The organism is Nodularia chucula CCY0103, from assembly GCF_963923915.1.
Lineage (GTDB): Bacteria > Cyanobacteriota > Cyanobacteriia > Cyanobacteriales > Nostocaceae > Nodularia > Nodularia chucula.
In genome coordinates this window covers 15,763-40,891 of sequence record NZ_CAWUOL010000039.1, presented here as the reverse complement: position 1 = coordinate 40,891, position 25,129 = coordinate 15,763, and the positions used below count along the sequence as shown (strand labels likewise).

At 41.8% G+C, this 25,129-nt stretch carries 13 protein-coding genes; 6 read left to right on the top strand and 7 right to left on the bottom strand.

The annotated features are described in order from the left end of the window. Window positions 1–82: 82 nt before the first annotated feature. The 7 genes from ACM0OP_RS12735 to ACM0OP_RS12705 all read right to left on the bottom strand — a co-directional run bounded on the left by ACM0OP_RS12735 (window position 83) and on the right by ACM0OP_RS12705 (window position 8,085). Complete coding sequence (locus tag ACM0OP_RS12735) at window positions 83–1,354, bottom strand: glycosyltransferase (RefSeq protein ID WP_414528781.1); 1,272 nt, start codon at window positions 1,352–1,354, stop codon at window positions 83–85. Between the two features lie 235 nt (window positions 1,355–1,589). Next, a complete protein-coding gene (locus ACM0OP_RS12730) occupies window positions 1,590–2,852 on the bottom strand; it encodes a glycosyltransferase family 2 protein (RefSeq protein ID WP_414528780.1) in 1,263 nt (420 codons plus the stop codon). Between the two features lie 63 nt (window positions 2,853–2,915). Then, window positions 2,916–3,389: a DUF2141 domain-containing protein gene (locus ACM0OP_RS12725; RefSeq protein ID WP_414528779.1), complete on the bottom strand. Its 474-nt coding sequence runs from the start codon at window positions 3,387–3,389 to the stop codon at window positions 2,916–2,918. Between the two features lie 58 nt (window positions 3,390–3,447). Continuing rightward, a complete protein-coding gene (locus ACM0OP_RS12720) occupies window positions 3,448–4,431 on the bottom strand; it encodes a glycosyltransferase family 2 protein (protein ID WP_414528778.1) in 984 nt (327 codons plus the stop codon). 29 nt (window positions 4,432–4,460) lie between these two features. Then, entirely contained in the window at window positions 4,461–5,465 is a 1,005-nt protein-coding gene (locus ACM0OP_RS12715) for an NAD-dependent epimerase/dehydratase family protein (RefSeq protein ID WP_414528777.1), read from the bottom strand. Window positions 5,466–5,610: 145 nt separating this feature from the next. Further along, window positions 5,611–6,789, bottom strand: a complete 1,179-nt coding sequence (gene devC, locus ACM0OP_RS12710; protein WP_414528776.1) for an ABC transporter permease DevC — start codon at window positions 6,787–6,789, stop codon at window positions 5,611–5,613. A gap of 69 nt (window positions 6,790–6,858) precedes the next feature. After that, window positions 6,859–8,085: an ABC exporter membrane fusion protein gene (locus ACM0OP_RS12705; RefSeq protein ID WP_414528775.1), complete on the bottom strand. Its 1,227-nt coding sequence runs from the start codon at window positions 8,083–8,085 to the stop codon at window positions 6,859–6,861. Between the two features lie 560 nt (window positions 8,086–8,645). Between ACM0OP_RS12705 and ACM0OP_RS12700 the strand changes: the two genes are divergently transcribed. The 6 genes from ACM0OP_RS12700 (at window position 8,646) to ACM0OP_RS12675 (ending at window position 25,127) form a co-directional block, all read left to right on the top strand. Next, window positions 8,646–9,977, top strand: coding sequence for a ParB N-terminal domain-containing protein (locus ACM0OP_RS12700; RefSeq protein ID WP_414528774.1), 1,332 nt, complete (start codon window positions 8,646–8,648; stop codon window positions 9,975–9,977). Window positions 9,978–10,663: 686 nt separating this feature from the next. Then, on the top strand, window positions 10,664–10,942 hold the full coding sequence (locus ACM0OP_RS12695; RefSeq protein ID WP_271922445.1) for a hypothetical protein: 279 nt from the start codon (window positions 10,664–10,666) through the stop codon (window positions 10,940–10,942). Between the two features lie 253 nt (window positions 10,943–11,195). After that, window positions 11,196–16,451, top strand: coding sequence for a beta-ketoacyl synthase N-terminal-like domain-containing protein (locus tag ACM0OP_RS12690; RefSeq protein ID WP_414528773.1), 5,256 nt, complete (start codon window positions 11,196–11,198; stop codon window positions 16,449–16,451). A 228-nt stretch (window positions 16,452–16,679) separates the two neighbouring features. Then, complete coding sequence (locus ACM0OP_RS12685; RefSeq protein WP_414528772.1) at window positions 16,680–18,398, top strand: SDR family NAD(P)-dependent oxidoreductase; 1,719 nt, start codon at window positions 16,680–16,682, stop codon at window positions 18,396–18,398. Window positions 18,399–18,601: 203 nt separating this feature from the next. Next, on the top strand, window positions 18,602–23,263 hold the full coding sequence (locus tag ACM0OP_RS12680) for a PfaB family protein (protein ID WP_414528771.1): 4,662 nt from the start codon (window positions 18,602–18,604) through the stop codon (window positions 23,261–23,263). Window positions 23,264–23,453: 190 nt separating this feature from the next. Continuing rightward, window positions 23,454–25,127, top strand: coding sequence for a PfaD family polyunsaturated fatty acid/polyketide biosynthesis protein (locus ACM0OP_RS12675; RefSeq protein ID WP_414528770.1), 1,674 nt, complete (start codon window positions 23,454–23,456; stop codon window positions 25,125–25,127). Window positions 25,128–25,129: the final 2 nt, after the last annotated feature.

Sequence of the window (25,129 nt, the reverse complement as noted above, 5' to 3'; positions counted from 1 at the left end):
TCCCCAGTCCCCAATACCCAGTCCCCAGTCCCCAATACCCAGTCCCCAGTCCCCAATACCCAGTCCCCAGTCCCCAGCCTCACTAACAAACCTTGTTAGCTTCTACCTTGCTACCAGCAGCCTCAATGATTTCATACAATTTCTCCTCAAACTTTTCGGTACAAGCAGACCAATCATATTTGAGGATAGAAGGACGCGCCTGTTCAGTCATTGTGGCGTGCAATTGAGGATTTTGCAAAATCGCCACCACCTTGTGGGCAAAATCCTGGGGATTATTCGGTTTAGCCAAAAAGCCGTTATAACCAGGAAAAACTTGCTCAGAAGTAGAAGGTGCAACCACTGTCACCACCGGAGTACCAGAAGCCAAAGCCTCATTATTAGTAGTGCAGAAATTCTCAGTCACAGAAGGGTTAACAAACACATCTGCACGCGCAAACCATCCCAAAAGTTCCTTACCATGAGACTCACCCCAAATAGTAATTCCAGAGGGAAACTTTTCAGCTTGGCGACGTAATTCTTTATCCAAAGGCCCACTACCAATAATCACCAAATGGACATCAGGGATTTTCGCAGCAATGAATGGAAACATCTCTATTAGTTGCAAGACATTTTTTTCTGCGGTAATCCTTCCCACAAACACGATAGTTGGTCGATCATCTTCAGGAATGGGATTATGAATAATATTGCGGGGGTGAAATTTTTGGCAATCAATCCCTTGATATGGTACATATTCACCCCGTTGGCAATTCAACCTCTGGTACTTGAAAAGTTGTTCCTGAGAAGAAAATAAATTCCGGTCATAAACTTCGGTAGATTGCTTCACTAACATGGGAATAATCGGACGCATCAAATTGAAAACATTATTACCCAAGTAGTATTGGATATAAGCAACAATATCTGTGTGGAAAATTGAAATAATGGGAGTCCCTGTTTTCTTAGCATAGTCAACTCCAATGGGGCGACCATAACCCTGCAAAAACATAGAGTAAAAACCGCGCATTTGTGGCGCTTCTTCTACTACGATAATATCAGGACAGAACTTTTGTAATAATTTGGTATCACTCCAATGATGATAGTGCAGAGGTTGGGGTAGAGACTTGTAAAAAATCAGTGGCTGTGTCGGGAAAGCATAAGCAGAAAAATTAGGAAAAGGCTGTAATTCTTCTAGTCCGGCCATCGGACGTTTGCCGACATTTTTCGGATATTTATTGTTCATGGCTGGGTGAACAAGAAATACTTCATGCCCTTGTTCTAGTAACCAGCGTACCCGTTGGTGTACTGCAACTGAAACCCCGGTTAAAAAAGGGGTATACAATCCTGTAAACAGTGCAATGCGAAGTGGCTGCTTGTTCATAAATCAAGTAATTTTTTGGATGAGTATTCAGTAAAAGGTGAGTGTGTTGATGCTGTTTTTCGTGACACCAAATACAGCTTTTCTTCCAGATTGACAACTTGATTCCCGAAGTCCGATTGGATATACGCAAAAATATCAGTTTGGAAAATATAAATATAGGTGGGGAGTAGGGAGTGGGGATTTTTGGCTATTCCTCTACTCTGATTTCTATGATTAGCCGATCATTGGTAATTTTTTAGAGGGAAATTTTACCATCAATGGGTTGATCCAATAAGTCGTAGGGATGATATTCTACTAATCGGATATTCCAAGGATTTTGGATGCGGTAGACAATCCCACGCCATTTAACGGTGGTCATCCGTAGAGAATTGATTAGGGCTAATCCATATACCCATTGTGTCAGGGGTATAGCAATTAATATTTTGCCGATCATCTCTGGTGATAGTTTGGTTGTTGGCTGACCATGAGAGCGAATTATGGGACTAATACCTAACTCTAAAATTAGGGTGAGTAAGAGTAGTCCCACGGTATATATGCAATAGGTGGATAACAATAAAAATGCTATGTTCCATTGTGCATCTAAAAGGGCGAAGAGAAATAGCAAAATAGCTACACAAGGAAATAGAATGCTGGAAATTGCATCACTAATCATTGCTATCCAACGGGGATGGTAAAGTCGAGAATAGAATAGGACTCGCTTGATAGATTCTAAAAAGCCTAGTAAGTCGCACTCTTCCCGGTTGAGGATAATCAGAGAAGGTACAAGTTTAACTCGCATCCCATGTTGTTTGAGAATGTTATGAATTAGATAATCTTCGCCAAAGGCTTGTCCCCATTTATCTAATAAACCTGTTTGGTGTAGGACTTGGGTTTTAATGGCTAAACTCCCTCCCCAGGGAACTTGAAATAGAAACATCTGCACGACTGTGGAGACGTTCCCGATATAGCGGACTAGGGAACCCCAATATTTATCTGTGGGTACAAACCAACGGTTCCCGGTTGTGACTCCGATTTTGGGATTATTTAGAGGAATAATTAATTCTCGGAGCCAGTTAGGATGTACGATGGTATCTGCATCAACTAGGGCGATCGCCTGATAAGATTCATCTAAGTCAGAAACTGCTTGCAATAGGGAACTGCACTTGAGACTACAGTTATGCCGAATAATCCTTAGAGGGCTAACTTGGATGTTGCTGGCTGCTTGGGTGTTAATTATCTCATTCACAACCTCCCAAGCCGGGTCTGCTGGACTATCAACAATTACCTTGAGGTCATAGTCTGGGTAATTCTGATTTAATAACGCCTCGATACAGTTAGGTAAAAAGGGATCTGCTCCCCGTAAACACAGAATTACTGCGGTTTTTGGTAACTGGTCATCGGCTAATCTATTTTGTGCTTGGGGCGATCGCACGTAAAATAAAAAAACCAGCGCTAGAATCATCTGAATACCCAGCCAACCCAGCAAAGACTGAGTAATGAATATCGTCAACTCTTTCATATATCGTCTCCGGCAGATTTTGCCTTGTGTAATAGCGAGTTGCGATTAATCTCGATTTCCCCTTTAGGAATCAAGGGAATATTTCATCAAAATGTTGATGGTAGTATTTTGATTTGGTGTGAGTAAAAAACTGGCATCATTAAACTTAGGTGTACCAGTGAATACTGAAACAGTGGGATTTTGGGAAACTCCAAACCCTTCTTTAGGTATGCCGAGAAAGTCTTTATTTAGTTTGCGATCGCCATTTTGATCATCCACTACCGCCACCGCATAACTCCCCGGTTTCAAACCAGAAAAAACATGAGTTACAGTATCCTTTGTAGGCTGCATACAAGCACTTTTAATTACATCATCGGTACTCATGGGAAAACCTTTAGAGCTAGAATAAACACCCATACAAATCTCACCATTTTGATTTTTAATACCCTCCACTACAACCGTCAGTTTTGTAGTAGTTTCAGCATTCAGAGTATTACCAAAACTCATACTTAATAAAGCACTCGCTATCAGACGACTAAAAAACCTAGATTTCCACATATTATCCTCACTTCAACTACTAGTTTTACTTATTCATCACACCTTACAGCCATTACTTTTAAGGCAAAAGTGTTGATTTCATAGAATCATGTTGGCACCATTTCCGTAATATAGTTTGAGCCGCTATCAACAAATCTTTAAACAACAAATATTCCGCTCCTTGCAACTGTTGATAAATACTAAAATGACAACATAAACGCTGATAAAGACTCAAATCAAACAGCCATATAGAAAGCATATATTCCCAAAGTATTCGCCAATGTGGAAATAACAACTTACCTTTCTTAGCAGAATCAAACCAAACCGTATAAGCATAAAAATCTGGAAAAATACCCGGAGTAGATTTACCCTTCTCTTCCGTCACCAAACGATAGTCAGGAAAAAACATACTCAATGATTGCTCAGAATGGATTCTGGGAAAGAATAAGTATTTTGGTATTTCATAAAATGCACCCAACAAACCCAGTCTTAATAACAAAATTCCATCCGCAGTTCCGTAACTACCCATAGGAGGTACTTTTCTCAAAGCACTAGAGCGAATTACTCCATACATTTGATAGCAGAGATGCTTACTAAGTAATTCGTGAAAACGCTCCTGGGGTTTTTCTGAATCTGTTTTCAGTTCAATACTGTAGTTTTGGAGAAGATGAGCATTTTCATCAATGAAATATGCCTGAGAATGGCACAACACCACAGAGGGATTATTGTCAAGTACCGCCACACATTTAATTAAGAAATCTGGAGCGTGTAAATCATCATAAGCAGCCCATTTAAAGTATTCACCTACAGACAACTCAAACACCCGATTAAAGTTACCGGAACAACCAAGATTACTTTGATTACGATAATAACGAATCCGTTGATCTTGCGCGGCATAAGCTCGACAAATTTCTTCAGTTTTATCGGTAGAAGCATTATCGGAGATAATTAACTCAAAATCTGTAAAACTCTGAGCTAAAAGTGCGTCAAGGGCAAACTTGATAAATTTCTCGCCATTATATACAGGCAATCCAATACTTAACCTTGGGGTATTTTGAGGCATATCAAATAATTTTGAGTGAACCTGGCAAATTATTTATCTAGCCGAGAAATATCAGTTTTTTCTAGCCATGCTTGAGTGAGTCTTAAACCATCTTCCAAGTCAATTTTTGGTTTAAAATCTAAGAGAGTTTGTGCCTTAGCAATAGAATAAGCATAAGGACGACTCATAAAATCAACAGACTCTGGCAGAATATCTGCTTTTTTCCGAAATAGTTTTTGTCCTTGGGCGCGCAGTTTCAGAAATAACTTCATTTCCTCTTTAGGCAAAGACATAGGCGCAGCCAAACCTTCCATAGCTGCTAAACGGAGAAAATACTCTTTCCAGGAAGTTCCTTGACCATCGGTAATATTAAAAACTTCCCCATAGGTTTCTTTTTCCATTGCTAGAAAAATAGCATCAATCAAATTATCTATATAGACATGATTCATCACTCCCTGACCATCATTAGCATAGGCAAATAACTTTTGACGCATCATCGAAATTGGTCGCACTACCCAAGCCATACTATTAGGGCCATAGACATCTCCCGCCCGAATCACAATTACACCAAAGTCAGGGGGAGAATTGAGAGGTAAAAGTTCAGTTTCTGCTTCGATTTTCGTCTGACAGTAGGGATTATTATCACCAGAAACAGGATCAGATTCACTCACACCATCGGCATAATTAAAGCCATAGACCATCACACTAGAAAGATGGACAAAAGTTTTCACACCAGCATTTTTAGCAGCTTTAGCCATATTGACCGTACCGCCCACATTTACGGCGCGAAATTCCTTAATTGCGCCAGCTTCTTGAGCAATTTCAGCATTATGTAAAACGATATCTACACCCTGGCAAACTTTTTGGGCAAAATTAGCATCAGTCACACTACCAATAACTATTTCAATACCCAAATTTCTGACTTTTTCCTTGACATCAGCAGCATTTTGTATTCCCCTAACTTTCATTCCTTGAGCTACAGCTAATTCTGCTGCGCGCAAACCGATAAAATCATCAATTCCAGTAATCAAGAGAGTTTTATTTTGTAGATTCATAGAAATATGAGTGATGGGTAAATTAGATTATGGTAGTAGCAACCTGATTAACTAAAATACTGATATAAAACTATCTGCGTTTATCCGCGTCCATCTGCGTTTAATAATTACGGCTTGTACCTCACTTGCATGGTAATTGCTATAATTAGAAAATATCCGCCGGGTCTGCCGAACGCAGTTTATTAATAGCCAGCGACCCAGAAGTTATGCACATCAGCACTGCGGAGACTAAGACAATAATCGCATTATTAGCAGTCATCATGATGGGTAACTTCGTTACATCCATTGCAAAACTATATAAGGCTATGGAAAACAAAAAACCGGGGATGTAACCTAATAAAGCCAGGATTAATGCTTGTTGAAAAACTACATTTAAGAGATATCCATTGGCATAACCAATAGCTTTTAAAGTGGCGTAGGCAATTAATTGATTAGCAATATTGCTGTAGAGAATTTGATAAACAATTACCACACCCACAACCGAAGCCATAGTTAGCATCAGGTTAAGGATAAAGCCAATGGGAGTTCTCACAGCCCAGTATTCTTTCTCAAAATCAATAAATCCTTCACGGGTAAAAACTTGGATATCATTAGGTAAACTAGCAACCAAGTTTTGCAAAACTACATCTCTATTTGCGTCAGGGTTTAAGGTGATAACTCCAATATCAATCATTTCTGCGGGACGAGTATTAGGATTTATCCTCAGAAAGGTGGAATCACTAACAATTAAGTTACCATCAACACCAAAGGAAGGCCCTAAGCTGAATAAACCACCAACTCTGACTCTGTAGCCAATGGGTGCATCAAAGGGGAAGATTTCAATGGTCTGTTCAGTCTTTCCAGCAGTAAAGTTATCGGCTATAGGTCCAAATTCTGGCCGGGAAATGCGGTCAAATAGGACAATATCCGGAATTTTGAGTTTGTCTATATTTTCGGTGACTTCGGGGATGTTAAATATAGACTGTCCAGGGTCAAAACCAATGACATAGATGGAATATTTCTCTCCTGTGTCGGGATTTTTTAATTTGGCAAATTGCAAATATAGGGGGCTAACTGATTCTACACCTGCAAAACCCAAGGTTTGGTATAAACGACTCCGGGAAAAGCTTTGAGTTGCGGTGAGAGATTTATATTGAGAACTGACTAAAAATAAGTCGCCTCGGAGGTTTTGATGCAGTGCTGTGGCGCTAGAATAAAGGGCATCTTGAAAGCCGAGTTGGATAAATGTCAGTAGGACTATAAAGGCAATTCCAGCTACAGCTACGACAAATCTAACTTTTTGCTGGGCGAGCTGTAGCCATGCTAAAGGAATTTTAAAATTCATGGTTTAATACCATAATGTTGTTAAATTTGATGCTTTATTGGGGAGTAGGGAGTGGGGGGAAAGGCTATATTAAATTTGAATGGCGACATCTACTTGGAGGTTGGTTAAACGGGCTACTCGTTGAATGTCTGCGGGGTCGTTGATGCTGATTTTTACTTCTACTATTCTACGGTCGGTATCTGCTGCGGGGTTTAAACTGAAGATGCTTTGTCTGCTAACTTGCCAACCAATTTCGCTGACTGTGCCTTTTATTGTGTCGGCAAAAGCGCTGCTGCTAATGGTGGCTGTCTGTCCTACTTTGACTTTTTGAATATCTGTTTGATAAACTTCTGCAACTACATACATTTGAGAGATTTTACCTATCTCAGCAAATCCGTTGTTACTAATTACTTCTCCGGTTTTGGCGTGAATTTTTAAGATTTGCCCTTCTATGGGAGATTTGAGATAGGTTAATTCTTGGTCGGCTTTTGCTTGTTTGACGGCTGTTACAGCACTATTAACTTCGGTTTTTGCCAATTCTACATCCACAGTCCGGACTTCGCTAATGCTTTTAAGTCTGGCTTGGGCTTCTTTGAGTTGGTCTTGGAGGGTGGACTGAGTACGGTTGAGGCTGGCTTGCGCTTCTTTGAGTTGTTGTTGTGCAGTTTTGAGTTGCAGGGCTTTACTATCTGCTACGGAGGCGGAAATAGCACCGTCCTTGAATAACTGCTGATATCGGTTGTTTTCGGTGGCGGCGTTGTCTACTTCGGCTTGGATACGATTGATGGTGGCCTGTTGGGCGGCAATGTCTCCTTTTAATTGTGACTCTAAACCGGCGATCGCAGCTTTTTGAGCGGTAATATCTCCGGATTTCGCCCCAGACTCAACTTGTGCTAATCTAGCTTTAGCAATTTCTAGTTGGTCTAAAGACTGTTGTAGAGCAGTTGTGGCACGTTGATAATTTTCTAGATATGCCAATACTTGCCCGGCTTTAACCTCTTCTCCTTCCGTCACCAAAGTTCTTTCTACCCGCACACCGTTGACTGAATTGGGTGCAGATAAATTAGTGACTTCACCACTAGGTTGCAAACGTCCCAAAGCTGTCACAGCTACTCTTGCAGGTGCAGGTGTAGGTGTAGTAGTTGCGTTAGCCTGGGATAAATTCTCTGACGGAGTTGCAACTGGCTGGCTGAATCGATTTTGTGAAAAGCTGTAAATCAATACTAATCCGGTGGTTAATGTGATAGATGCTGCTAAAATTATCCGCCACCGACTGAGGTGTTTTGTGAGTAACAGGCGTTTCTTGTTTGCTGCCATATTTTTATTCCAAATTGTGTTATGCCAGGGGAAAGCCTAAATGGCCATATCATCTGCAAATTAACCAAGAGGCTTTTGGCTCTCTGGCTTTACCTTGAGTACCTTGAGAGGTCTAATTAGTTCTATATAAATTGTTGTATGCCTGTGCAGCCGCCTTAAATTACTAGATGAACTGCAAACTTAATGGTGGTGTCACTGCAAATCTTCCTTAGTTTTATCCTAATTTGACAGCTCATCCAGTAGCGTAAAATACGATATTTCCAGTGGGGAAAATTAAATCTTGCAGATGGTCGCAGCGCAGGGAACCTTTTGATTGAGTATTGCAAAAAATGATGATCTTGTCAATTGGGTTTGTGGCGTGCTAATTATGGCAGAGTGTGGGGAGTGTGCGGGGTGTGGGGAGTGTGGGGGAAAGATTTTTAGTTTCCAATACTCATCTTCTCAACTCTTATTCTCTGCGGCTCTGCGTGAGGTAACTTGATTTTGGGACTCGCCATTAAGTCTGCTGATGCCATATATTGAGATGTATCTTTGACTGATTGCACGGAAGTTTAGTAATTATGGCTATAGTTTCCATAGACCAAATTCGGATTGGTTTTAACCGTCGTCCGGTGAAGGGCGAGAAGGTGAAGGAGTTGCAGGAGTCGATTCGCACTAATGGTTTGTTAAACCCGATTACGGTGGATAAGGAGCTAAATTTGATTGCGGGTTTGCATCGGTTGACGGCTTGCAGGCTTTTGGGGCTGGAGGCGATAGAGTGTCATATTGTGAATTATGAAAACTCCGACCAGTCCCGTTTGGCGGAAATTGATGAAAATTTGATTCGCAATGAGTTAGAACCTTTAGAGCGTTCGGAGTTGTGGTTGGAGCGTGACCAGATTTTGGAGCGAATGGGGTTTCGGGCTAAGGTTGGTGATAATCAATATACTGTTAAAGGTGGTGAAACGGTTTCACTACCTCTGAAACGAACTGCGGAGTTAGCTAGAGAGGTGGGCTACTCTGAACGCACCTTTCAGCACGGTAAGCAAATTGCTAAAAGTATTCATCCAGAAGTCAAAGAAATTATTAAGGGTTCGCCAATTGCAGATAGTCCTACAGCACTGCTGAAGGTGGCTAGGGCTGGGAGTAAGGAACGTATGTTGGCGGAAGAGTCTCAACGGGCTTGGGAGTTAGCCCAGGGAACGGGCGATGAGCAGGAATTATCTAGGTTAGCTGAGGTGATGGTTTCAGCTAGGGCGCAGCAAAAACAGTTACAGATTTTAGCGTACAACAGTGTTATGGCACAGAGGGAGGCTAAGTTGGCGCTGAAAAAAGGTCAACGTCAGCCAGAAGTATCTGTTGCTGGTGATCAACTGAGGGTGAGAGTGGGTGAAGAATGGATGTTGGGACGGCATTTAGTGTATTGTGATCATACTGCGAGTTCTCAGTTTAGAAATCTTTTACCATCAAATGCGGCTTTGGCGATCGCCACCCTATCGGAAACGTGGGAGCATAATTACTTGGTAGATGAAGCGCGAGTGGTGGCGGTGTTGCGTTCTGAGGGTCATATTTATAACTTTTATCGCCAAAACCAAATGCCCTTTCAATATGAATTAATTCTGGGTAATATTTACATAGGCATTTTTTCTCACCAATCCATACCTCAACCCCAGACACCCATTAATATTGATGGCGTAGAAGGTATTGTCAACTACTTAATTAATTTATATACCCATCCCAATAATTTTGTAATTGCTCCCTTTATGGGTAATGGTGAAATTCTCATTGCTTGTGAACGCATGGGGCGCATCTGTTTTGTTGGCGATGAAAACCCTTCATTAGTAAATCGGGGACTCCTGCGCTGGCAGCAATGGAGTGGTAAAGTGGCTGAGAAAATGGGCTTAGTGTCTTAGTCTTACCGAAATAGGAAGTCATGACTCACAAAGATATTTCTAAATCTGTAACTGCTTTGTCAGATATTAATAAATGAGTTGTAAGTTTAAAATATTCATCACAAATGAATTTTGTTTATTATGCACTAACTTGTAAATTAACATTTGCTTTATGAATTACCATTTGTTTATATAGGTATTTTTTGCTTTTAATTATGATGTTCTGCTGAAAAATCAGCTAAATTGTTCTAGATTGCAGATATGTATGAATTAAATTTAATCTAGTTCAATGAAATATCCGTACTGAAATAAAAACCCAGTTTGACACAGCAATTCAGCCCCAAAACAGTTTATTAATTTAGTAATTAGCTATACTTGTATTCCGCATCTTTTGCCCAATTGCTACCAGCAATAATTCAGCTTATTTATAAAAAGACTTTAAATAAATGATTTAGTTTCTGTGAATCATGCTATTGTTTTTATTAATTCAAACCTTTGAAATCGGCCAAGGAAATTAGTTATTTTGTGTAACTTGGAAACAGCAAAACTCAACTTAACCATCTTGGCATCAACCTGTGAGTGTGTGAGTATTTCTTCAGAAAAGTGCATAAATTCGCAATTAAGGGAATGTTTTTTCTGTAACGAAGTTGTCAACTTTTCTGGGTCAAATTCCTTAAAATAAATTATCCTGGACGCTGAAACTGGCTATGGCATTTATCAAGATACAGAACGTTGTCATTAACACCAGCTACGTTGCTGCGGTTAGGCTAGATACTCAAACTAGTTTGGGAGAAAAAAGCGTTTCTGTCCTAGTAGCTACTCCTCAGTTTCCCTTAATCCAGTGGGATACAATTGCTCAAAATCTCTACCATTACGAGTGGATGGAATTTACAGGTCAAGCTGCTAACGTACTCCGAGACTATTTTTCTAGTTTCAACAACGTGATTGACCTTTTACCGCAATATCAAGAATCTAGTGTTGTATAAGATTATTCCCCAATTAATTAGGGTGTAAAAGCAGTAAGCAACCTGTGGTGTTGCTGAGAAACAAGCAGATAAATTTTACCAATTCTCTCCAACCAGATGTCATCTGACTTGTTAATTACAAATTACAAATTGGTAGCAAGTAGCTATTCTCAGCCCAAATAACTCATTTTCAGTGGAGACAGAAATTGCTGTAGCTCTGGCTATGGTAGGCAACCCATGATCATCCACAGTAATTAAGAACAGTATATGCCCTATGTCTGCTTATTCAATTGATACGGCTTTGGCAGAGTTAGAGAGCCTGATCAAAAGTGTTGAGAAAACTTTGATTAGCTCCATAGAGGAAAAAAACTTGCATAAGGAAACACCAATGTCAGTTAACAAGATTAATAGAAAATTACAACAAAATCCCATTGCTATCGTTGGCATGGCTTCTCTGTTACCTCAAGCGCGCAACTTGCGGGAATACTGGCAAAATATCGTTAACAAAATTGATTGTATTACTGATGTTCCTGATTCCCACTGGAGCGTTAAGGATTATTATGACCCCAACCCCAGAACCACGGAAGATAAAACCTATTGTAAACGGGGTGGGTTTATTCCAGAGGTTGATTTTAACCCAATGGAGTTTGGTATTCCTCCCAGTATTTTGGAAGTTACAGATATTTCTCAGCTATTAAGTTTGGTGATAGCGAAAGAAGCAATGGAAGATGCTGGCTATGGTGAATCTTCCGAGTTTAGCCGGGAGAATGTGGGGGTAATTTTAGGGGTGGCTATGGCCAAGCAATTGGGAATGCCACTTTCAGCTAGGTTAGAGTATCCTGTTTGGGAAAAGGCGCTGAAAAGCAGTGGTCTTTCTGATGAAGATACCCAAAAAATTATCGAGAAAATCAAAAGCGCTTACATTAAGTGGGATGAAAATGCTTTCCCTGGGATGTTGGCGAATGTGGTGGCGGGACGCATTGCGAACCGCTTGAACTTTGGTGGTACTAATTGTGTGGTGGATGCGGCTTGCGCTAGTTCCTTTGGTGCTTTGAAAATGGCTATCAGCGAACTGGTGGAATATCGGGCTGATATGATGCTGACTGGTGGTGTTGATACCGATAACACCATTATGGCTTACATCTCTTTCAGCAAAACCCCGGCGGTTTCTCCTGGTGAAAATGTCAAACCTTTTGATGCTAAGTCTGATGGGATGATGTTGGGTGAAGGGGTTTGTATGTATGTTCTCAAACGCCTGGAAGATGCGGAACGGGACAATGATAAAATTTACGCGGTGATTAAAGGGATTGGTACTTCCAGCGATGGTCGCTACAAGAGTATTTATGCTCCCCGGAAGGAAGGCCAAGTGAAGGCTTTGGAACGGGCTTATGATGATGCTGGCTTTTCTCCGGCGACTGTGGGGTTAATGGAAGCCCACGGGACTGGGACAATGGCTGGAGACCCCACTGAATTTGGTTCTCTCAAGGATTACTTTAGCAAACATGATTCCCAAAGACAGCATATTGCTTTAGGTAGTGTGAAATCTCAAATTGGACATACTAAGGCGGCGGCTGGTGCTGCAAGTTTGATTAAAACAGCTTTGGCTCTGCATCACAAGGTTTTACCTGCAACTATCAATATTACTGAACCAAATCCTAAGCTGGATATCAAAAATTCCTCATTTTATTTGAATACCCAAACCAGACCTTGGATAAAGGCGGAAGGTGAAGCGCCAAGACGGGCTGGGGTAAGTTCTTTCGGTTTTGGAGGGACAAATTATCACGTGGTTTTAGAAGAATACGAAACTTCAGAGAATGTTCCTTACCGTTTACATGGTACGGCTCGTGAGGTGCTGTTGTTTGCAAATAATCCGGCGGAGTTGCTGAGTAAGTGTGCAGAAACTCTGGATAAGTTGCAAGGTGATGGCGGTGAAGGACATTTTGCGGCTTTGGTTAAAGAGTGCCAATCAGTGGAAATTCCTCTGGTTGCTGCTAGGCTGGGGTTTGTGGCTGAAAATCTCCCAGAAGCCTGTAAGTTGATGCAGGTGAGTATTGATTGGCTGAAACACAAGGCTAGTGCTACATCTTGGGAACATCCCCAAGGGATTTATTACCGTTCCTCTGGGATGGAGTTGGGCGGAAAGGTGGTTTCTCTCTTCTCTGGACAGGGTTCTCAATACCTGGAAATGGGGCGGGATGTGGTGATGAACTTTCCTACGATGCGCCGTTTACATGGCTGTATGGATAGTTTGTTACTTAAGGATAATTTGCAGCCAGTTTCGGAAATTGTTTTCCCCCGTCCTGTGTTTGATGAGGCGGAAAAAAATGCTCAAATTGCGGCGCTGCAACGGACAGAGTATGCCCAACCTGCGATTGGGGTGTTTAGCGCTGGTTTGTATTCTATATTTCAACAAGCTGGGTTTAAATCCGATTTTGTGGCGGGACACAGTTTTGGTGAGTTAACTGCTTTGTGGGCTGCGGGGGTTTTGAGTGAAGCAGATTACTTATTCCTCGTGAAGTCTAGAGGTCAAGCTATGGCTGCGCCTCAAGACCCTGACCACGATGCTGGAAGTATGCTGGCGGTGAAGGAGGAAATGAGTAAGGTGGCGGCGGTGCTGCGGAGTTTTCCTCTGGTGACTATTGCTAATTTTAATTCTCCGACACAGATTGTTTTGGCGGGACCAACGGCGGAAATTGCGAAGGTGAAGCAGGCTTTACATGAGCAAGGTTGCACTGCTGTGGTGTTACCTGTGTCTGCTGCTTTCCACACTCCTATGATTGCTTTTGCTCAAAAATCTTTTGCGATCGCCACTAAGTCTGTTAAATTCAATCAGCCTCAAATTCCTGTGTTTACCAATGTCACAGGTAAATCCTATCCCCAAGAACCCCAAGGGATTCAAAAAATTCTGGAAACTCACCTCGCTAATTCGGTGATGTTTAAACAGGAAATCGAAAATATCTATGCTGCGGGTGGTTACTGCTTTGTGGAATTTGGCCCCCGACGGATTTTGAGCAACTTGGTAAAAGATATTTTAGGCGATCGCCCCCATCTTACCATCTCCTTAAATCCCAGCACCCAAAAGAACAGCGATCGCTCCCTCAAAGAAGCAGCAGTACAGTTGCGTGTAGTGGGCGTACCTTTAAAAAACCTCGACCCTTACCTAGTTGAACCTGCACTACCCCCAGCAGAGAAGAAGAAAGCCTTAAATGTGCGTTTAAAAGGCATTAACTATGTCTCCGAAAAAACCAAAAACGCCTTTAATGAAGCTTTGGAAAACGGACATCAAGTTAGTTTACCCACCGCTTCTACACCTGAGTTTTCGGAAGTTATCACCACCACTCCACCAGTGACAGAAAACACCACTAATGGACGTGTCCCCCATCCTATAGATAGTCAGCCCGAATTTTCACATAACTCTACTAATTCTGCACCGCAGTCGGAAATAGCCCAGGAGACAATGATGCAACCAACACCAGAAAAAGCTGTAAATTACCAACGGGCGTTAGCAAGTTTAGAAAATCTGCTCACACAGTTCCAGCAAAATCAAACTGACAATTTACAAGTCCACGGGACTTATCTACAACATCAAATGGAATATACCAAAGCGTTTTTCCAATTGATGGAGCAACAAAATACTGTATTTAGCAACAGCAAATCTCAGGCGGAAGCAGCAGAATTACAGCTAGTTGTCAAAGAAAGTATAGAACGGGGAATGATGCAGTTTCACAGCCAACAAGGTGAAACCCTACGCATCCATGAAAAATATCTCCTGGAACAGTTAGAATACGCTAAAAAGTTTTTCCAACTCATACAACAAGAATATTCTCAAATTATTTCTACTCAGGTAACAGCGCCTGTAATTGTATCGGAACCAGTCGCAGCACCTGTAATTGTACCCGAACCAGTAGCAGCACCTGTAGTTGTATCTGAACCAGTAGCAGCACCTGTAGTTGCACCGGAACCAGTAGCAGTAACACCTGTAGTTGTATCTGAACCAGTCGCAGCACCTGTAGTTGCACCCGAACCAGTAGCAGCAGCACCTGTAGTTGTACCTGAACCAGTCGCACCTGCACCTACTTCTAATATTGACCTAACCGACTTAGGTAACAACTTATTAGCCATCACCAGCGATAAAACTGGCTACCCAGTGGAAATGTTGGAAATGGATATGGACATGGAGGCTGACTTAGGAATTGACTCCATCAAACGAGTAGAAATATTGGGCGCATTACAGGATATGTACCCCGAACTACCTAAGCCAAACTTAGAAGAATTATCTGAAAAACGCACCATTGGCGAAGTTGTAGCATATCTGCAATCCCATGTGTCTGGTGGTAGTGCTGTGGAAATAGCAACCTCAACAACTAATGAAAAAGTTGTGCTACAATCTACTCAATCCCCCTTGCCCCTTATCCCCATAGGGGGCAACGAGATCCCCAGTCCCGTAGAGACGACCGACCCGGTTGTCTCTACCCCTAATCTTCCAGAAACAGAAATAGCAACCACTGATGATTATGCAGACCTGGGTCAAACCCTGTTAAGCATCACCAGCGATAAGACTGGCTACCCGGTAGAAATGCTAGAGATGGATATGGACATGGAGGCTGATTTAGGAATTGACTCCATCAAGCGGGTAGAAATATTGGGAGCGATGCAAGATAAGTACCCCAATTTACCGCAACCGAATATTGAAGAACTGGGCGACCTCCGCACCATCGGTCAAATAGTTGATTATCTCCAGAAGTTGGCTGGAGGTGAAAAAAAAAAGCCCCAGCAGGAGTTTAGTTACCAGCCAGTCCAGGTAATTGAGGGTGTTACACGGCGACCAGCTAAACTGCAATTTCTCCCACCCCCCGATAGTTTAGATTTCGCTTTACCGGAGGGACACGTCACTGTCATTACTGATGATGGGTCCCTCACCACCTCACAACTAGCGCAAGCCTTAACCTATCGCGGTGAAAAAGTCGTAGTTCTCAGCTTTCCCCCCGCAGTAGTTCCCCAACAATCACCTTTACCCACCGGAGTGAATCGCGTAGCCCTCGCAGATATGACAGAAGAATTACTTCAACATAAATTATCTGCGATCGCCACTCACTTCGGTACTATCGGGGGCTTCATCCATATCCATCCCGTATTTGACACACTTCAAACACCTGCCTACTTACCACAAGAAAAAGAAATTGTCAAACACATTTTCTTCATAGCCAAACACCTGAAATCAACTCTCAACGAAGTAGCGCGTTACGAACGCAGTTATTTCCTCACAGTCAATCATTTAGATGGTGCTTTCGGATTAGAAAATCAGGTAAACTTCCCAGCCATTGGCGCAGGATTATTCGGATTAACCAAATCGCTGAAATGGGAATGGCCAAAAGTCTTTACTCGCGCCATTGATTTAAACCCAAGTATAAATCCCCAACAGTCAGCAGAATATATTATCGCCGAACTGCATGACCCCAACCTGCAAATTAGCGAAGTTGCTTACGGTTCACAGGGACGTGTGACTTTGGTTGGTTCCGTCGAGAAATAAGTTGAATAAGGGGAGGTATCAGCATATCTCCCTCTGCGTTTCAGAATTATTTTATGTCTCACGCATCAGCGAAGCGAAGCACAAAGTGCGTTAGGCGCAAAGGCGCAAAGTTTAAGAGCGCAAATTTTATAGTGACACCTAAAAAACTCTTTCTTGGCGTTCTTGGCGACTTGGCGGTATGCGCTGCGCGCACGCTGCGCGAACGTTCCTCTTTAATCATAAAAAAATATGACTACACAGACACAGGTTCGTCCTTCATCAGTTTTTGTTGTAAGTGGTGGCGCAAAAGGAATCACAGCCCAATGTGCGATTAAAATGGCGCAACACCAGCCTTGTAAATTCATTCTCCTGGGTCGTTCCGAACTTTTAGAAACCGAACCAGCATTTGCTCAAGATTGTTTCGAGGAACCAGCTTTAAAAAAACGCATCATGGAGAATCTTCTGGCTCAGGGGGAAAAACCAACTCCCATGAGTGTATCGAAGATATATAATCAGATTGTTTCCAGTCGAGAAATTCAGCAAACTTTAGCAACTATTCAAGCAACAGGCGCGCAAGCGGAATATATTAGTGTAGATGTCACTAATGTTGCAGACTTACAGCAAAAATTAGCGACTGTAGGTGCAATTACCGGAATTGTTCACGGCGCGGGAAACTTAGCTGATAAGCTGATTGAAAAGAAAACAGACCAGGATTTTGAGAAAGTTTACACAGCTAAGGTGCAGGGATTAGAAAATCTGCTAACTTGCGTCAAACCTGAGCAACTGGAACATTTAGTATTGTTCTCCTCCGTAAGTGGATTTTACGGCAATATTGGACAAGCTGATTATGCGATCGCCAACGAAATTCTCAACAAATCAGCCCATTTAATCAAACAAAACTATCCTCAGTGTCACGTCGTAGCCATTAACTGGGGCGCTTGGGATAGTGGGATGGTGTCCCCAGAACTCAAAAAAGCCTTTGCAGAAAGGGGAATTGATATTATCCCCGTCGATGTGGGTACACAAATGCTCGTCAACGAATTGCATCCTTCCCACAGTAACACTGCACAAGTTGTCATTGGTAGTCCCCTAGTTCCCCCCACCATCGAATTAGACTCCCAACTACGGACTCATCGCATCCGTCGCCAGATGAAACTGGAAGCTAATCCCTTTTTACATGATCATGCTTTAGCTGGTTCTCCCGTATTACCTGCTACCTGTGCAATGACATGGATCATTAATTGCTGTGAAGAAATGTATCCTGGTTATCGCCTATTTAATTACACAGACTTCAAAGTTTTAAAAGGAATTACCTTCAACCACACCTTAGCCAAAGAACACATTTTAGAAATAGAAGAAGTTGAAAAAATCAACTCCGAAAAAATCATAGTCAAAGCCAAAATATTTAGTAAAAATCAAGCCGGAAAAACCCATTATCACTTTAGCGCCCAACTCAACCTGCATAAAGAAATTCCTCCCGCACCCAATTATGCAGCCATCAACCTCAATCCAGATAACATCATTACCACCACAGGGAAAGAGTTCTATCAAAATGGTGGAGCCACCTTATTTCATGGTCCCTCATTCCAAGAAGTCCAAAGAGTTTTAAATATTACGCCTGAGAAAATCACCACAGAATGTTTGTGGACAGAAATCAGCCCGCAACAACAGGGACAATTCCCAGTTAAATGGGTGAATCCTTACATAACAGACCTGAGTATGCACGCCTTATGGATTTGGACACAACACTTTCATCAAGAAGGTTGCTTACCCGGAAAAGTCGAGAAATTTGAACAATTTGCGCCCACCCCACACAACGAAATATTTTATGTTTCTTGTGAAGTAAAAGCGAAGACTAGTAGCAGTGCGATCGCAGACTTTATTATACACGATAATAAGGGAAAAATATATTCCCAAATGCTAGGCGCTCATGCCATTATTTGGTCAATGAAACAACTCAGAAGTTAATTATTTAGCCTTGATTCTCACGCAGAGGCGCAGAGAGATAAGAGGTACATCTTAGCCCCCTCATCGCTTGCGGGGAGGGGGTTGGGGGTGGGGTTTTTCTACCTCACTCAACCGAGAAAAGATTTCATTCACATTCTCAAATTTGGGGAAAAGCGTAAATCCTGCCTTCTTTTAAATACCCCAAAACTGTCGAGGATATAACAATGCAAAAAATAGCCATCATCGGATTATCAAGCCTATTTCCCGATGCTAAAAACCCTGAAGAATTTTGGCAAAATCTGATTAACAAAAAAGATGCCACATCATCAGCCACCATCGCCGAAATTGGTGTAGATCCCACTATTTTTTACAACCCAGTTAAAGGCACAGCAGACAAAACCTATTCCCTCAAAGGTGGATACATTCGGGACTTTGAATTTGATGCATCTGAATACAATCTTCCCTCAGAATTAATAACAGGTTTAGATGATACCTTCAAATGGTCATTGTATGCAGCCAAACAAGCCATTAAAAATAGTGGCTACTGGGGGAATCAAAACCTCCTTGCAAAATGTGGCGTAATTCTGGGTAATCTCTCCTTCCCAACCAAACTTTCCCATCAATTATTCTCCCCTATTTATCAGCAAGCGATCGCACCCGCAATTAAAGAACTTTTGCAGGATGAAAACTTTGATTTAGCTGGTTTACCCACAACAACCAAAGCATCAGTTTACAATGCGATGATTTCTGGCTTACCAGCATCAATAGTTGCTCAAGCCCTATCATTATCTAGAATTAACTTATGCCTAGATGCTGCCTGTTCATCCTCATTTTATGCCATTAAATTAGCCTCTCATTACCTATCATCCCATAAAGCTGACATGATGTTAGCCGGAGCCATCAGTTGTGCAGACTCCCTATTTGTGCGAATGCTCTTTTCAGGTGTTCAAGGCTTTTCCGAAGATGGTACAAGTCGCCCCCTAGATAAGACATCCAGAGGTTTAATTCCCGGTGACGGTGTAGGAATGGTAGTCCTGAAAAGATACGGCGATGCTGTCAGAGATGGAGATCATATTCTCGCCACAATTTGCGGTAATGGACTCTCCAACGATGGTAAAGGTAAGCACCTCCTCAGCCCCAATACCAAAGGACAAGTTCTCGCCTTTGAACGAGCCTATAACGAAGCCCAAATCAGTCCCCAAAGCATCGATTATCTAGAATGTCATGCTACCGGGACATTGCTGGGAGATACCACAGAACTCAACTCTATAGCTACCTTTTTCGGACAACATCAAGCCTCACCTTTAGTCGGTTCTGCTAAAGCCAACGTCGGGCATTTATTAACTGCGGCTGGGATGGTAGGCTTGACCAAAGTAATTCTGAGTATGTCTCAGAATATCATTCCACCTACTATTAATGTTAATGTCCCTTTAGCCTCAGATAACAACGTCATTTCCAGCGATAATATTGTCAGAAAAGCAACAGCATGGCCTCAAAAACATACAGCAATTAAGCGAGCAGCTATCAGTGCTTTTGGTTTTGGCGGGACTAATTCCCACCTAATTATTGAACAAGGAAATACAGCCCCAGATATTAGCTCAGATGCACCTGTAGAACAGGCTAAAATAGCCATTGTCGGCATGGATGCCTTTTTCGGTGGTTGTAACGGATTAGATGCCTTTGAGCGCAGTATTTACGAAGGAAAACAGCATTTTATTTCTCTACCCCCCTCCAGATGGCAAGGTATAGACCAGCAAACAGACTTACTGCAAGAGTATGGTTTAGAGGATGGTAAACCACCAATTGGAGCATACATCCAAGACTTTGACATTGATACCTTAGCTTGTAAAGTTCCTCCCAACGAAGTTGAAAAACTCAATCCCCAACAACTCTTACTGTTAAAAGTTGCTAACCGTGCTGTTGAAGATGCAGGACTAAAAGAAGGTGGAAATATCGCCGTAATTGTCGCTGCTGAAACAGAACTTTCTGTACATCAGTTACAACAAAGATGGGATTTATCTTGGCAGGTAAAAGAAGGCTTATTAGAGGATAATATCTCTTTACCAGATGCAGAACTTTCCCAGTTAGAAAGCGTAGTTAAAGATAGCATTCATAATCCTGTCGAAACCGGCGAGTATGTGAGTCACATAGCCAATATTATGGCGGGTCGAATTTCCGCCTTATGGAATTTCACCGGACCCGCTTTCACAATGACGGCTGGTGAAAACTCTGCCCTTAAAGCCTTAGAAGTCGCACAAATGCTACTAGCATCAGGAGAAGTGGAGGCTGTAGTTTTAGGTGCTATAGATTTAGCTGGAGGTGTAGAAAATGTCTTATTACGCAGTAAATTAGCCAAAATAAATCAAGGCATCAATACCTTAAGTTTTGACGAAAACGCCGATGGTTGGATGGTCGGCGAAGGTGCGGGTGCAGTTGTACTCAAGCGTCATGATACGGCTCAACAAGATAACCACAAGATATATGCTGTACTTGATGCCGTCAGTTTTGCAGCAGCCACAAATGATGCCTGTCAGCAAGCTTTTGAAATCGCCAAAATTCAACCTCAAGAGATTAACTATGTAGAAGTCTTTGGTAGTGGTATTCCCCAACAAGACGAAGCCGAAATTACGGGTTTATTACAGGCTTATCCTCAAACTGGAAATGGTCTGCAATGTGCCATTGGTAGTGTCAAGGCTAATATCGGTCATACATACACAGCATCCGGAATTGCCAGCTTAATCAAAACCGCCCTCTGCCTCTATTACAGATACATTCCCGCCACTCCGAAATGGTCTAGTGCAAAGACTCCAGAAAAATGGTCAGGTAGTCCCTTCTATGTAGCTACAGAGTCTAGACCTTGGTTTGTCGATAAAGGCCGTAACCGTCGTATAGCCGCCATCAATAGCATCGGTATAGACGAGACTTATGCTCATGTCATCTTATCCGAAGACCCAGACCAAGAAGAACGTGATAGTCGATATTTACAGCAAATGCCTTTTCATCTGTTCCCCGTAGCAGCTGAAAATCAAAGCAACTTACAAGAGGTTTTAAATAACCTGGAAAAAACTATTGCAGATAGTTCTTGTCTATCAACTACAGCCAGTCAGACCTTCACAACTTTTAAAGAACATCCTGAAGCTAAGTATGTTTTAGCAATTACCGGACGTAACAAAAAAGAACTCCTCAAACAAATTGATGCTGCACGTAAAGGCGTAAATATAGCCTTTGAAAAAGGTACAGACTGGTTAACACCATTAGGAAGTTACTTTACAGCCAAACCATTAGGAAAAACGGCAAGTGTTGCTTATGTTTATCCAGCCGCCGTTAACTCCTACATCGGTATTGGTCGGACAGTTTTCCGCTTATTTCCCAAAGTCTTTGAGGACTTGAAGAGTAATAACCTCTATAACCGTGCTGCTGATGTAGAGAAACTAGTTTATCCCCGCAGCTTTCCCAAACTTTCCACCAGACAACTGGAAACCCTCGAAAAAGAACTGTTAGATGATTCCCTGGGGATGTTTGAAAGTGAAATAGCCTTCGCTAGATACATGACAGCGATTTTCCGAGACGACTTTCAAGTTAAACCAAAATGCGTCTTTGGCTATAGCTTAGGTGAAACCAGTATGATGGTAGCCCAAGGAGTTTGGAGTGATTTTGAAGGCGGTAGTAATACCCTCAACTCATCACCCTTATTTGGCGATAAATTATCAGGTGCTAAAAATGCAGTCCGGCAATATTGGGGAGTAAATACAACAGAATTACAAGACGATAACTTCTGGGCTACTTATGTTCTCATGGCCACACCTTCCCAGGTGGAAGAATGCTTAAAACATGAGCCACGAGTTTATTTAACTCAAATTAACACACCAGAAGAAGTCTTAATTGCTGGAGAAAAAACAGCCTGTCAGAGAGTAATTAAAAACCTTGGTTGTAACTCCTTCCCCGCACCCTTCGACCACGTAATTCATTGCGAACCTATGCGGTCAGAATACGAAGAAATCGCCAAAGTTAATAGCTTACCTACCCAAGACTTACCAGACATCACATTTTACTCAGCCGCCGAGTACCAACCCATCAAACTTGATAGAGATGTCATAGCTAACAGCATAGCTACCGGACTTTGCCAACAACTTGACTTTCCCCAATTAGTCAACCGTATCTATGACGATGGCGTAAAAATATTTGTTGAAGCTGGCGCTGGTGGAGTTTGTTCTCGATGGATTAGCAAAATCTTAGAAAACCAAGAACACATTACTGTATCTCTCAATCGTAGAGGTATGGATGACCACACATCAATGGTCAAAGCCTTAGCGAAACTTGTCAGCCATGGAGTCAATTTGGACTTATCACCCCTGTACAATCTCAGTACAGCCACAAACAAACAAAACCAATTAACCCTAAGAACAATTACCTTGGGCGGTAAATCAATTGCAGGTGCAATTTTAAGTGAAGAAAACCGCCAAACATTCCAAAATATCGCCAGCAACCTCAACAGTTATCGAGTCGAAAAACTGCATCAAAACATACCAATTTCTAGAGAATTAGAAAACATCAACGTCCCCACCCAGCCAACCGCAGACCCAACAAAAAATATCATGGAACACGGTTTTGAAACTCCAGAAGAATTACAATCTTTTGAGTCAACAATCCGGGGACATCAAACTCTACAACCAATTGTGTCATCTCCAGCCACAAACTATCAACTTGATAACACAATTAGAATGCTGGAACTAAACAAAACTCAGTACAAAAAACTGAGCGATAACAATTACAGAATAACTCAAAATCACGCGGCATTCCTCCAAGCCAGAAAAGACTTTAGTAACCAGATGAGCGAAATCATTCAATTACAGTTAGTTTGTGCCGAAAACTTATTGAAATCATGAATTAGTATCACGCAAAGGCGCAAAGGTAGAAAGAAACTGCCTCCGATTTAATCAAGCTAACAATCACTAGCTTCTTCTTCCTTCTTTCTTCGCGCTCTTCGCGTTCTTCGTGGTTCGTTAAAAAAAGTACCTCTCAAAACACAAACAGAATTACTAAAACCCCCCATTAAAAAACCGAGGTATAACCACCGTGATTCCCGTAGACACACTACCAGATAAACACAATAATAGCCTAAAATTTCCCATCAATCCCCACAGTCAAAACCTCACGTGGAAAGGTGCATTAGATAGCATATCCTTCCAAGAATCAGCCATCAAAAACAAACTATTAGCATTAGATAAACCCTGCTACATCCTCAAAATTGCTGGCAAAATCGGGGTAACAAACGAAGGATACTTATGTCCTCCAGAAAATAACACCACAGTACAAACCGAACTTCTTACCTTTATTCCCCCAATCAATTTACAACAACTAGGAGACTCAAACTTCCTAGCTGCTCACGGTGTCAAATACGCTTATGTAACTGGCGCAATGGCTGGCGGAATAGCCTCCGAAGAAATGGTAATTGCATTAGGAAAAGCCAAAATCTTGAGTTCCTTTGGTGCAGGTGGCTTACCTCCAGAACGTTTAGAAACAGCTATTAAACGCATTCAAACAGCCTTACCTCATGGTCCTTACGCCTTCAATTTAATTCACAGTCCTAACGACATGGCTATTGAACGCCGTGCTGTGAACTTATACCTCAAATATCAAGTAAGAACCGTAGAAGCTTCAGCATTTTTAGACTTAACCCCCAACATAGTTTATTACCGAGTTGCCGGACTAAGTTTAAATGATGCCAATCAAATCGAAATTAAAAACAAAGTCATTGCCAAAGTTTCCCGGAGAGAAGTAGCCAGTAAATTTCTCCAACCAGCACCACCGAAAATACTTAAAGAACTGCTGGAACAAGGATTAATTACTGATTTACAAGCCAAACTTGCTACTAAAGTGCCGATGGCTGATGATGTCACCGTTGAAGCTGATTCTGGGGGACATACAGATAATCGTCCTTTAGTCTGTTTATTACCTTCCATTATTAGTTTGCGGAATGAAATCCAAGAACAATTTCAATATCAACAACCCATTAGAATTGGAGTAGCTGGTGGAATTGCCACACCCCAATCAGCTTTAGCAGCTTTTATGATGGGTGCTGCTTACATTATGACTGGTTCAATTAATCAATCATGCCTTGAATCTGGAGCTTGTGATCACACCAAAAAATTACTAGCTCAAGCTGAAATGGCGGATATGATTATGGCTCCAGCCGCCGATATGTTTGAAATGGGTGTGAAATTACAAGTTCTCAAACGCGGGACAATGTTTCCCATGCGGGCGCAAAAGTTGTACGAATTGTACCGCAATTATAATTCCATTGAAGAGATTCCCCTGGCAGAAAGAGAGAAATTAGAAAAACAAATTTTTCGTAAAACTCTAGCCGAAGTCTGGGAAGGAACAGCGAGTTATTTATCCCAGAAAAATCCCGAAAAACTCGGCAAAGCAGTTAATAATCCGAAGCTGAAAATGGCGTTAATTTTTCGCTGGTATTTAGGATTATCTTCTCGCTGGTCTAGTTCTGGGGAAAAAGGTAGAGAAGTAGATTATCAAATTTGGTGTGGCCCAGCAATGGGTAGTTTTAATGATTGGGTGCGCGGTTCTTATTTAGCTGAACCAAATAATCGTCGGGTAGTTGATGTTGCTGATCACATCATGACTGGAGCAGCATTTTTATATCGCATTCAAAGCTTGAAAATTCAAGGAATGCAAATTCCCGATGATTACAGTCAGTATCGCCCAGACCATTCTAAATTATTGGAGATTTAAAA

Bases quoted from the DNA above. Each gene is read 5' to 3' on its own strand.
- ACM0OP_RS12680 (WP_414528771.1), top strand. From the start codon at position 18,602: ATGCAAAAAATAGCCATCATCGGATTATCAAGCCTATTTCCCGATGCT.
- ACM0OP_RS12695 (WP_271922445.1), top strand. From the start codon at position 10,664: ATGGCATTTATCAAGATACAGAACGTTGTCATTAACACCAGCTACGTT.
- ACM0OP_RS12735 (WP_414528781.1), bottom strand. From the start codon at position 1,354: ATGAACAAGCAGCCACTTCGCATTGCACTGTTTACAGGATTGTATACC.
- ACM0OP_RS12725 (WP_414528779.1), bottom strand. From the start codon at position 3,389: ATGTGGAAATCTAGGTTTTTTAGTCGTCTGATAGCGAGTGCTTTATTA.
- ACM0OP_RS12730 (WP_414528780.1), bottom strand. From the start codon at position 2,852: ATGAAAGAGTTGACGATATTCATTACTCAGTCTTTGCTGGGTTGGCTG.
- ACM0OP_RS12685 (WP_414528772.1), top strand. From the start codon at position 16,680: ATGACTACACAGACACAGGTTCGTCCTTCATCAGTTTTTGTTGTAAGT.
- ACM0OP_RS12690 (WP_414528773.1), top strand. From the start codon at position 11,196: ATGTCTGCTTATTCAATTGATACGGCTTTGGCAGAGTTAGAGAGCCTG.
- ACM0OP_RS12715 (WP_414528777.1), bottom strand. From the start codon at position 5,465: ATGAATCTACAAAATAAAACTCTCTTGATTACTGGAATTGATGATTTT.
- ACM0OP_RS12705 (WP_414528775.1), bottom strand. From the start codon at position 8,085: ATGGCAGCAAACAAGAAACGCCTGTTACTCACAAAACACCTCAGTCGG.
- ACM0OP_RS12700 (WP_414528774.1), top strand. From the start codon at position 8,646: ATGGCTATAGTTTCCATAGACCAAATTCGGATTGGTTTTAACCGTCGT.
- ACM0OP_RS12720 (WP_414528778.1), bottom strand. From the start codon at position 4,431: ATGCCTCAAAATACCCCAAGGTTAAGTATTGGATTGCCTGTATATAAT.
- devC (WP_414528776.1), bottom strand. From the start codon at position 6,789: ATGAATTTTAAAATTCCTTTAGCATGGCTACAGCTCGCCCAGCAAAAA.